The following is an 11003-nucleotide window of genomic DNA, read 5'->3' as shown; positions in this document are numbered from 1 at the left end:
GTACCTGCGACTTTGGCGCTGCCATCGGGCTGATAGAAGTAGGCTCGCGCGTCGGGATCGCGCGCAAGGTAGGGATCTCTGGCCAACAAGGTTGCTAACCGAGGACTGATCAGAAAGCCCCGCTCAGCCAAGGTGATGGCGGGGGTAAACAGGGTCGCCCACGGCAACTTACCGTAGCGTTGATGGGCCAGCGCCAGCGCGCGCAGCGTACCGGGTACCCCGACTGAACGGCCGCCCACCACGCCATCGTAAAAGGCCATCGGTTTGCCATCGCGCATAAAGAGCTGATCGCTGGCCGCTGCGGGGGCGGTCTCGCGGCCATCCACCGCCGCTACCTGACCGCCGTCAGCCACCAGCAGTAACGAGCCGCCGCCAATGCCAGAGGACTGTGGCTCCACCAAGGTCAGCACCAGCTGCACCGCAATGGCCGCATCGACCGCGCTGCCGCCCGCCTTGATGATCTGGTAGCCCGCATCCACCGCCAGTGGGTTGGCCGCCGCCACCATAAAATCACGCCCTTGCCAGCCGGACTTATCCTGCCAACCGCTGCTCGCTTCGGGGGAGAGTGGCGTCTCGGGCGGAGGGGTATATTGGAAGCCATCGTCGCTGGTGCAGCCGACTAACAGGGCAAGGGCAATCGCCAGCCCCACGGGTTTGAGTAACATTGCACACTCCTTGTCTGGTTTACGACCATAAAAAGCGACTATGTCACGACTGAGACTATTGATTCAAGTTATTGAGTTATATGGATATTTACTCATATATCAATACTATGGTGCCCCCTCTTTATGCTGCCAGTTCCCCAGCTAAGATCAGACTAAACAACCGCAGCGCTGCCTCGCATCGAATACGGCTGCGCCCACGATCATGCGCTATTGGTAGTGATTGCTGGTGTAGTCGAAGCGCTTGACGAACGTCAGCTCGCCGGGATTACGCATCGGGATGACAAACGTTTCCTGCTTTTCGTGCACCGAGCCCTCTTCACTGATGATGGTCACCTGCGCCGTGGTCAGCAGTGGGTCTTCTGGCGCCCGATCCCAACCACCGCCGTAATAGTTGACATAGACCAGATAGGGGCCATTGAGCGGGGTAGGAGTCGCCATGATCTCTGGGCCATAGCCAGTGGTCACATCGACATCTTGCGCCATGCCATTGGGCAAGCTGCGATTACCATAAAAAAGGTGGCCGCCATCTGGGGTGACCAGATGCAAATCGAGGTCGGTGTTGTCACTATCCCACGACAGCATGACCCGTAACTTGGCGGCCACCTCGCCATTGCTGCCTCCGCGATGGAGAAACTGCACTCGCTTGCGCTGCTGACCATCTGGGCTGATCACTTCCACGCTGTTAGACCCCGCAGGGAAGGCATAAGGACGGGCAAAACTGCCATCGTCGTTGACCCGCAGTGGCATAGCGAGGCCATTGACCACCAGCCGTGCCGGTTGCTGCTCGCCCGGCTTGGTGGTTTGCGCGATCCGGCCCTTAATCAACGCGCTGTTACTCTGGCCCTCCCTCACATTGACCGAGGCCGCAGGGTAGTTGACGGTCTGCTGAAACTGACTCCCCTTGCCCTCCCCTTGGCGCCAGCCGCCAACGGGGGTATCCAGTTCAATGCTGGCAGCCCCAACTTGCCCAGCCCAAGGCAAAAGCCCCAGCACCAATAGACGACAAAATCGCGGATAAATAGTCATACAGGTCACTCCAAGATCAGGTGGCGGGCCCAACGTTCGATATAGGCCTCATCGTCGCCATTGGGGTGTGATTGAAATGCAAGGTGCAGATATTCATGAGCCAGATCGAGCCGATCTTGCTGGGAATAAAGCCCCCGCACATAGATCCGCTGGCGCTGTTTGTCCGCATAGGGACGACCACTACCCAGTAAGCAGACCGCAAACCCAGCAGGCTCCTCGTAGCCCACTTCACCATCTAAACGAGGCCGCCAACTGCGCCGCTGCGCTAAGAGCCAGCGCTCAGCTTCTGCGAGCGGCTGACACTGGGCGCCCGGCTGGCCACCCCGACCGAGCTCAAGGTAGGGAAAGGCCCGCGCCAAGATCAGGTCAAAGGTCAGCCCAGCATTGGCCTGTGCTACCGCCTCGCGCCACGAGAGTTTGCCCGCTCCCCCTTGCTCGGCGTGATAGGTCACCGGCCCCCCGACCAAGATCACCCCCGCGCTCCACGCGGCGATCTCTCGGGCGGCAACGGTTGCTGGGCGCGGTGCAACGCGCTGATGCTGGGTGCTGTCAGTGATGCTCAGGCACTCCCCTTTGGGTTGGCCGTTTTGCTGCAAATAGGTGCGGATTGTCACTGCCAGCGCCTTGGCTGCCTCACTGGGGGCAGGGCTGGCTTCTCGGTCAAGCACGCGAGCGACGTACTCCTCCTCGCTGATCCGCGCGATCAGCCGTGGCCCACGGGTGTCACGCAGCAAAAACAGCTCACCTTGGCTGGCAATGTCCAACAGATTGGCGGTGCCAAAACGCACCCGGAAGCGGCCATTGAGCTGGCCTGCCGCAGCAGGTTGACCTTGCAGATCCACAACCTCTTGCAACGGATAGCGGGTAAACAGCGCCACTTCCACACATTGGCCCGGCTCACGCGGCCACGGGGTGGGCAGCCACTGGCCCAGCACCTTACCGTAGTTAGCCAACACCACTCGGCTGGTGCCCGGCCCAGCCATCCACAAGGGGCTGCCGTCCAGTAACCAGCCGGCAAATCCGCCCACCAAGGCGCCATCTTCGCGATGCCAGCTCCAAGTCTTGGCCCGCAACCGCCCGCCCAGCACTGCCGTAGCCCGCCGCTCATCGGCCGCCAAGCTCACATCCAGCAGGACTTCGCGCGCTTGCTGCTGGGCAGGCAGCTGTTGCAAGGCGGTAAGCAACTGATAAACCGCCACCTCAGTGGCGGCATTGTGAGTGGCGAGTCTGGCTGCTTCGCTGGGTGGGATACCGGCAGCGTCAGCCACCCCATCCATCGACTCATCGGGATTGGCCATGTTAGCGGCAGAAGGGGTGGCAGATTGGGCAGCAGAGGGCGCTGCCATGGCGCTGCGCATCGGCAATGGCACCAGTTCAGCCACCCAGTCAGGGGCCTGATGCCCTTGCCAATAGGTGCGCCATTGCTGCGCGTCGATACCCAGGCGCAGCGGATCAAAGTAGAGGCCACAGGATTTGACTAACGCCTCATCACGACCAATCTGCTGCCCCGCGCTGCAGCAATAGCGCTCTTCACTATCCTGACCGCGGCACTGATAGGCAGGCTCTTGCTGACCGGTATCCACTAGCCAGCTATAGACAAACAGCTTCCAGACACTGCCAAGCGGGGTAGTCAGGGTCGGTGGCAATGGTTGCTGGCTGATCAACTGCTGCGGCGCAAACTGCAACAGTTGATCCCCCTTGCCACTGCGCCACGCTAGCGTTGCCTGCGGCGCTGCCGCGTGGGCAAGCAGTGGCAACAGCAGTAGCCCAATCCAGCCCTTGTTCATCTATTGCGCCCTTTTACTCTACTTTGAGGGTCGCCAACGGCGGTGTCTGCTCTGTGACCCACTCGGCTGGCGCATAGAGCCGCTGATAACGGGCGGCAGGCAGCACAAATTGGCCCTTTTGCGAGAAACGCACCAGATGACGCAGCGTCATCTGCCCCTGCAAGCTGTCTATTGGCACCCCGTAAGAGAGGGCTCCCGGCTCATTACGTGCCCCCTCAAGGGTGCTCGAATCGGCGCCGAGGCCATTGACCTGGAGGCCCCACGTGGTGCGCTCCACATCCGCCCCCGGTGGCAGTGGCACCTCTAACATGCCATAGCGCAGCGGGTGCGGCGCCTCGCTGCTCAGGGTCAGTTCATCGAGATAGAGCTCATTGCTCGACACCGGCTTATCACCCACCTCTTCGACACTGAACTCAAACGCTTTCTTACCGGGCACCAGCCGCAGCAAACGCCGCGTCACCGTGACCGGTAACGCTGGCGCCTCTGCCTCGCTTGCAGCCTGTGCCTCTGCATTGACGAAAGTCACGGTCGCCACCAGTGGCGTTGCAGGCGCCTCACTCAGGGTTAGGGTGGTCGGCGGCTGCGCCCCTTGCCACGCCCAATAGGGTTCACCAGTCGCTGAGGTTTTCGCCGCCCATCCTGCCACCTGTGGCTGCAGCGCAGACGCCGTTGGCGGTACGGCATTGTGTAACCAGGTCAGCAGTAAAGCCCGTTCGATGGTCGGTAACTCGGTCTGTAATTTAGGCAGCAGGGTACGCACCGTTTCAGGGTCAAACTCCCCACCATAGAAGGCCAACGCATCGGCAAAAGGATTGCCCGCTTCCAGTAACTGCAAGGTGGCGGCGTCCGCTTGTTTGCTAAAGGCGGGAGGCAGTACCACCTGATGGCGCTGGGCCAACGCGGCGGTGAGTACCCGCGCCCCAGCCAGCGCCAGTGGCGCCTGCGGATCGCCCAGCAGCAGGCTCTCTGCCACGGGCTCGGTGTCGTCCGTCACCATGGGTGCTGCCATCACATCGGCCAGCAACCCCACTACCAGACTCTGCACTGGTAGCTGCATCTCTTGGGCAAATACCAAGGTCAACGCCCGCTGCAACAGCGGCATATCGGGCGCTTGCAGCGCATAGAGATCCAGCACCCGCTGCCAGTGGCCAGGGGGCAAGGTCAGATCGAGCGCTTGGCTGGCGTGCCAGTCGGCGTAATAGGCATAGGCGGTCAGAAACGCATCCGCCCCCTCGCTGCCCCACCACGTAAAATAGGCATTGGGCCCCGCCATCTGGATCAAACGCAGGCGGCTGTTTTGCATGATCAGGCGCAGCCGATCCCGCACCCGTGGCTCCCCGTTCGCCAGCAGCGGATAGGCCACACTCAGCGGCAGCAGGCGGCTGGCGGTCTGCTCCACCCCACCCCACGGATAGTCGAGCAGGGTATCGAGGTTACGCCGCAGTAATGCGTTCAGCCCGCTATCCAGATAGAGCCGCACCTGACTGGCTGACGCCGGCAATGACAGCGCCGTTTGCTGGCTGTCGAGCACCTGCTCGCGGCTCAGCGGATAAGGCTGGGCGGCAGCAAAAGGCGCCACTTGCAGCGGCACGTCTAGGCTGTCACGCAGTTGATCTTCCTGCCACAACTCGGCGCGCCAACTGATATTCCCCACCGGCTGCTGAGGCAGCGCAATGTAGTTAGCACCCGGCTTCAGCACCAGCGGCAAGCTGACCGCCTCGGCATCTTGCAACACCTTCAAGTTGGCCTCGGCTGTTTCAGCCCCCTGATTGAACACAAACAGGCCTAGATCCGGTTTATCGCCAGCTCTAAAGCGGGTCGGGCCACTCCACTTCAAATAGAGCGGCTGCTCTGAGCGGATAAACTGCTGCTTTTGACCCACCAAGCCGCTCTCGCTGATGGCCCGCGCGGTGATCCGCCAGCGGGTGAGCGAGTCTGGCATCTTAAAGCTAAAACGGGCCTTGCCGCTGGCATCGGTCAGCAACTCCGGCTGCCATGCGGCAGTATCGATCTCTTCACGCCGTGGCCGCTCAAGCACTTTAACTCCCCGCTCACTGCGATTGGCTCGGGTAGGGGCGCTGCTGGTTCCCGGCAGGGCCACGTCATAGCTGATAAATGAGAGGCTGGCACTGGTGCGGACATTATTGCGCCGAGGGTGATAGAAAAATTGCTCGATCGTAGGCGCGATATCCTGCTGCAAGGCATAGATCATCTCATCCACAACCCCCACGGTCAGGTGGGCGGCCACTGGTTTGCCGTCATAGCTGGTTTCAATCTCCACAGTGACCGTGTCACCAGGCTGGTAACGGGGCTTATCGGTCTGCACCGCCACCTCAATACGAGGCATCGTGACCTTGATCCCCGCATTCTGGAAGCTGTAATCGCCGCCACGGGTATATACCACCGAGAAGGTGAGGTTGGGCGAGAAGTGCTGTTGGATCGGAATATGGGCCCGATATTGGGTGTCGTTGAGTTTTTCCAGTGTTAGCCACTTGCCCCCTTGCGACAGCAGGGCGCTCGCCTCCACCTTGTCGCGCTCCAAGGTCAGCAGCGCATCGGCGACCGGCTCTGGGAAGGTGATCAGGGCTTGGGCTTGCTCACCAATTTGGTATTCGGTTTTATCCAGCACAATTTCAACGGTGCCCGGCACCGCAGTGACACCAGCGCCACTGACCGAGTGACCAGTGGCACCCAGCAGTTGGCCCACCGGATCGCGCAGCTCGATGCTGTAACTGCCCGGCTTATCGAAGGTAATGGCAAATTGGCCGTCATTGACCGCCCCTTCGGCGGTGCTGCGATCTTCCAGTCTTATCCAACGATATGCCGCTGGCACGATGTCGCTGGGCTGTTCACTGCGGTAGCGAAATGTCACCGTTTCGCCCGCAGCACTGAAGCGCTGCGGGGCGGTGACCACGTAGCGGGCAGCCCCCCGCTCGATCAGGATCTCCTTGGTGGTTTTCACCCGATACGCGGCGCCATCACTGGCAAACAGCGTCAGTAGATAACGGCTCGGTTTCTCTGCCGCAGGCAGGGTTAACGCGACCCGCCCCTCGCGGTCACTGACCAGATCGCTGCTGCTCAGCTCGATGGGGAACTGCCCTAAATATTGCAGCTCGTTATCGATCATCGAGAGCTGCTGGGCTCGCAAACTGAGCTGCACATTAGCATTGGCCACCGGCTTGCCGTCTGGATAGAGCAGGGTCAAATGGCCGGTCACCGACTCGCCGGTTTTGTATTCCGGCTTGGCCAGCGTCAGCGCCATCTCAAAATGGGGCTTGATGTACTCGGCCACCCGAAAGGCGCTGCTATAGGTCTGCCCTTGATAGTCAAAGCGCAGCTCATAGCCGCCAGCGACCGCGTTATCTGGCAGTTGGAAACGGCCAGCCGCCCCCTGTTTACCATCAAACCGCAGATCAAGGGTTTGCAATGACGCTCCCAGTGCATCGACCACGGTGAGGCTCAGCGGGGCACTGGTTGGCAGGGCAGAGGCCAGCGCACTGGTAAAGTGACGCCCGATAATTTTCAGCGAGACCCAGTCACCGGGGCGATAGAGGGGGCGATCGGTAAAGGCGTACAGCTTGGTGTTATAGATCTCGCTGTCGTAATAGAAGTTCTCCGAGACAAACACCCCGCCTTCGCTGTCTTCGCCAATCACAAACGAGCGCTCAGGGCTGGCGTGTTGTAACCGCAGCAGCCCCTGCTCATCACTGCTACCACTGCGCAACACACCCAGCCCATCGCTCCACAGCAGGCGGGTGTTGGCAACCGGCGTCCCCTCGTGCTTACGCGCGACCCACACCAGCAACTCATCACCGGCAATCTTACTCACCGCCACGCTGTTGGAGACAAACACCACGGTGGTGGCGCGATATTTGCCCACCAAGGTTTCGACCAAATAGAGACCCGGTTTGAGCTTACCAAGGGGGATATAGACATTACCGGGCATCACATCGATAAACCCGCTGGAAGAGCCCGCCAGCTTGACATCGCTCGGCGGCGCAATGGGCTTGGCATCCCAGAGCGGGTAACGAAACTCACTGATCAGGGGCAGCCCTGGCATATAGGCATATTGCGGCTGAGGGGTAAAACGGGTGGGCGCCCCAGTGGCATTGCCCATCTTCAATTCAGGCAGCACCTCGGTCACGCTCTGGCGAGAGCTGTACGAAAAGGCCCGCTGCATCACCCGCCGCGACTTACTGTACCAGTTGTCCCACAGGTAGGATAAGGTGTTGGCCACCCCCTCCCCGCTAAATTGGCCCTGCACCAACACCCGGTGTAAATTCTTCTGACGCTTGAGAAAAGGCAGCGGATCATTGATGCGATAAAGCCGCACATCGACCCCGCCATACTGCTCCATGGTGTAACGCCGATAGTCTCGCCCGGGCGCTTCCAGCCGCACTTTGGCAACCTCGTCGCTGGCAAAGCTACTGTCGGCCAGTACAAAGAATGACTCCCCTGCCAGTGGCATGTAATGACTGGCTGGCACGTCGCTGTCTGCCTGCGTCACAGCAGGCGCCATGCACAAGGCAAACAAGCAGGCCAAAAGCGGAAAACGCCCGCCACAGCGGCTCATCGGGCGAGCAACGACAAGCGATAGACGCCGATAAAGTTGGGATTGGATTGATCGGGGATCCATCGCGTGTCCTTCCAGTTCATAAGTTGTGGCAAAGCAACTGAGCGCATTCCGTTATCAGCGGCAGTCGTGGTGCCTGTGTGATAGACGATATGGCGGCCCATCCAAATCATCAGATGTTGATCGTCACCTTGGTCATAAAAGATCAGATCGCCGGGGCGAGCCTGATTAAGATCCCGCCCGATCCATTGGCTGTTGTATTGAATCAGCTTGATGGCGTTGACGTAGGCGCCTTGTTGGCCGCCCCCTTGCTGCCACTGGGATGCCAACGCACGCTGACCATCGCTCAGGGACAATTCAGGAGGCAAATAGCGGTTAGACAGACCATTGGCACGCAGCCATTTGGCGTCATGCACCTTAAGCGCCTCATTGGCGGCAAAGCGCACCAAGCCGGCGCAGTCTTGCTGATGCCAGCGTGGGCTGGGGCCTTGGCGTAACTGCTCTTCAACAATGCGGACAAACCACGCCCGAAACAGCTGGGATTGCGTTGCATCAAGGGCCGCCGCGCTGGCTTGACTGGTTAGCAGTAACCCGACCAGCAAGCCCCCCAGTAAGCGCCCCCTCACAGTGGCCGCCACTCCAGCGCCAGCCAAGACCAAGTGCCGACGGGGGCAATCGTATTGGGCAGCACCACCCCATACGATTGCTGAGTGGCCAGGTGGCTTAAGCGGGGCAGCAAGGTCTCAGCGGCATTACGAAACACCGGCTCCATATCGCGGGGTAAACTGCTGAGCATCTCTTGCTTGAGCAAGGTCGAGAGGGTGTTAGGGGCCAAATAAGCAGGTACCTGCCGATCCTTGGGCAACACCTCCGCTAGCGGCGGAAAGCGATGGCGCAAGGTATTCCGCGCCTTATCCAACAGTTGATCGTCTAACGAGAACAGTAACATTTCGTTATCACGCAGCAGGCTCACCTTGAAAAAGGCCGGGCCACTGATCTGCTCGGGAGCCGGCGCCTTAGCCGCCGGATATTGTCCAAAACGGGAGCTGACTACCCGCTGCCACGAGGTCCCCTCAGTGCTCTTCTTTGTGACCACGGGGAAGACACCTTCAGCCCGCGCTGGCTCAACCGCCCCCACCAAATGGCCAAATAGCGTCCCTAACATCTGATCAAATTCAGGGGGCGGCACCTCGGTAAGCTTGAGGACCACCAGCGGGCTATACAGGCGAGAATCCCCATACCAACAGAGCCCAGCCACGCCGCTGATGTAATCGGTCAGCGCCTCGACTCGTTGCTGCTCAGCCCCCAACTGCACCAGCAAGTTTTCATACAGCGCGGGGATAAGCGGCAGGGCGACACAGGCGCTAGCCCCCATCGGCATGGCCTGCCATATCGGCGTGAAATCGAGCGCCGACTGACCGGGCACCTCGCTTAACGCCAGATAGCTCTGCCACCCCTCGTTACCTTGCTCAAAACGCACCCCTGAGAAGGTGGGCATAAGGCGCTCGTAGCCCATCGCCAACACGCTGGCGCCGAGGGTGATCCGCTGGCGCAACTCGCCCCGTGGGGGCAGAGCAAAATGCTGGGCAAAAGGCTGCTCCCCTTGCAGCAAGCCTACCGCCAATGCCACCATCGCGGGTTCCAGCACCGCAGGCGTTTCGCCATCAGCGAGCGACAGCAGCATATCCGGCGAGGAAAATATCACCAGCTGATCGTCATGGGAGAGCAGCAGCAGCCTCTTGCCCGCGCCATAGCGCAGCTGGTACACCGGCGTAATGTCCCCACCCACGGCAATCTCTGCCACTTGGGTTAACTGACTATCGGAGGCAGCCACCTTAGCCAAGGGTTCCAGCAATTTCGCAAGTCCACCACGGCGTAGCACCATTATTGTGTCGCTCAGACGACCATCTTGACCACGCCATAGCGCCATCTGCACTGGCTGGTCGAGCAGCTCGGTCAGCAGGCTCTCTTTAAGGGTCAAATCATGTTCATAGATGATCCGGCGCAGCGCCCCCAGTAGCCCGAGACGATCAGCGTTGTGCTCGTAATAGAACACCAGATCCTCGGTCAATAATTCACGCAGCAGCGGCACCTCTAGCACCGCTTTGGGTAGCTGGCTTAACGAAACACTTTCGATCAACGCATCTGGCGTGGTGATGTCGTAAGGCGCTTGGGGGGCACTCAGGGGGGCGATGGCCGCAGGCTTTGACAGCGGCAACAGGGCAAACGCCGCACCGCCAGCCCCGAATAGCGCAACGATCAAGCCAATGAGCAGGAGGCGCCGACGTGAACCTGGCGCAGCAGGGCGCTCAGCGGGGGAGATGTTTGCGGGCTCGCTCATGAGTGACACATTCCATGTTCTAAAAAGTGGTACGACAAAGAAGGCCGCCGATCCTACACCTGCAAGGGGGGGACTCGCTATTTTCTGCACGAGACTTAGCCGAAATAAGAATTTTCTTACATGTCAACAATCAGACATCTCAACCAAGAGCAGGAACGGCAGGATTGAGTGAGGGCTAGCCATCAAGACCCCCTCTCGGCATTATTGGCGCAGTAAATACGGTTAATAGATACGATCACCCGTCGCTCGACACCGTCGATCCCGTTCGAGCGATAAACAATTTCGGGTAGGCACTGTAGTGCAGATAGCGCAGCCGCAGCTCACGATAGACCGCCTCGTTAAGGTTGTGGGTCAAGTCCACCACCCGCCCTTTTGCCTTGCCCGCATTGACCCACCCTTGATCCAACTGGGTTAAATCGACACGAGGTCGTTCAAATGCGCCGCTCGCTAGAGCGGCATGGTTAACCTTCTTTGCATAGGTCATGGCTGGCATAGTCCAGCGATACACAGGCCAGCGATAGCGGCCATGGGGGGTAGCGATGTGGATAACAAGGTGCTGGTCTCGGTTGGCAATAGGGGCTAGCCGCCAAAGCGGCCGCCTTTAATTGACT

At 60.0% G+C, this 11003-nt stretch carries 7 protein-coding genes; all 7 read right to left on the bottom strand.

Annotated elements, in window-relative coordinates; translation table 11 throughout:
- On the bottom strand, positions 1-665 hold a 665-nt coding region (locus CUC53_RS17680), incomplete at its 3' end, for a gamma-glutamyltransferase (RefSeq protein ID WP_201796795.1).
- A 207-nt stretch (positions 666-872) separates the two neighbouring features.
- Positions 873-1691: a YfaP family protein gene (locus CUC53_RS17675; RefSeq protein ID WP_100295333.1), complete on the bottom strand. Its 819-nt coding sequence runs from the start codon at positions 1689-1691 to the stop codon at positions 873-875.
- 5 nt (positions 1692-1696) lie between these two features.
- Positions 1697-3478: a DUF2300 domain-containing protein gene (locus CUC53_RS17670; protein ID WP_201796794.1), complete on the bottom strand. Its 1782-nt coding sequence runs from the start codon at positions 3476-3478 to the stop codon at positions 1697-1699.
- A 13-nt stretch (positions 3479-3491) separates the two neighbouring features.
- Positions 3492-7985, bottom strand: coding sequence for an alpha-2-macroglobulin family protein (locus CUC53_RS17660; RefSeq protein WP_272896777.1), 4494 nt, complete (start codon positions 7983-7985; stop codon positions 3492-3494).
- Between the two features lie 62 nt (positions 7986-8047).
- Entirely contained in the window at positions 8048-8677 is a 630-nt protein-coding gene (locus tag CUC53_RS17655) for a DUF1175 domain-containing protein (protein WP_100295331.1), read from the bottom strand.
- A complete protein-coding gene (locus CUC53_RS17650; protein ID WP_100295330.1) occupies positions 8674-10392 on the bottom strand; it encodes a DUF2138 domain-containing protein in 1719 nt (572 codons plus the stop codon). Before CUC53_RS17650 ends, CUC53_RS17655 begins: the two co-directional genes overlap by 4 nt.
- A 235-nt stretch (positions 10393-10627) precedes the next feature.
- Positions 10628-10876 (bottom strand): hypothetical protein, encoded by a 249-nt coding sequence (locus tag CUC53_RS17645; protein WP_100295329.1) that lies wholly within the window; start codon positions 10874-10876, stop codon positions 10628-10630.
- Positions 10877-11003: the final 127 nt, after the last annotated feature.

The organism is Aeromonas cavernicola, assembly GCF_002795305.1.
GTDB classification, from domain to species: domain Bacteria; phylum Pseudomonadota; class Gammaproteobacteria; order Enterobacterales; family Aeromonadaceae; genus Aeromonas; species Aeromonas cavernicola.
The sequence above is the reverse complement of the archived record's forward strand: the minus strand, read 5'-3'. Positions and strand labels throughout refer to the sequence as shown.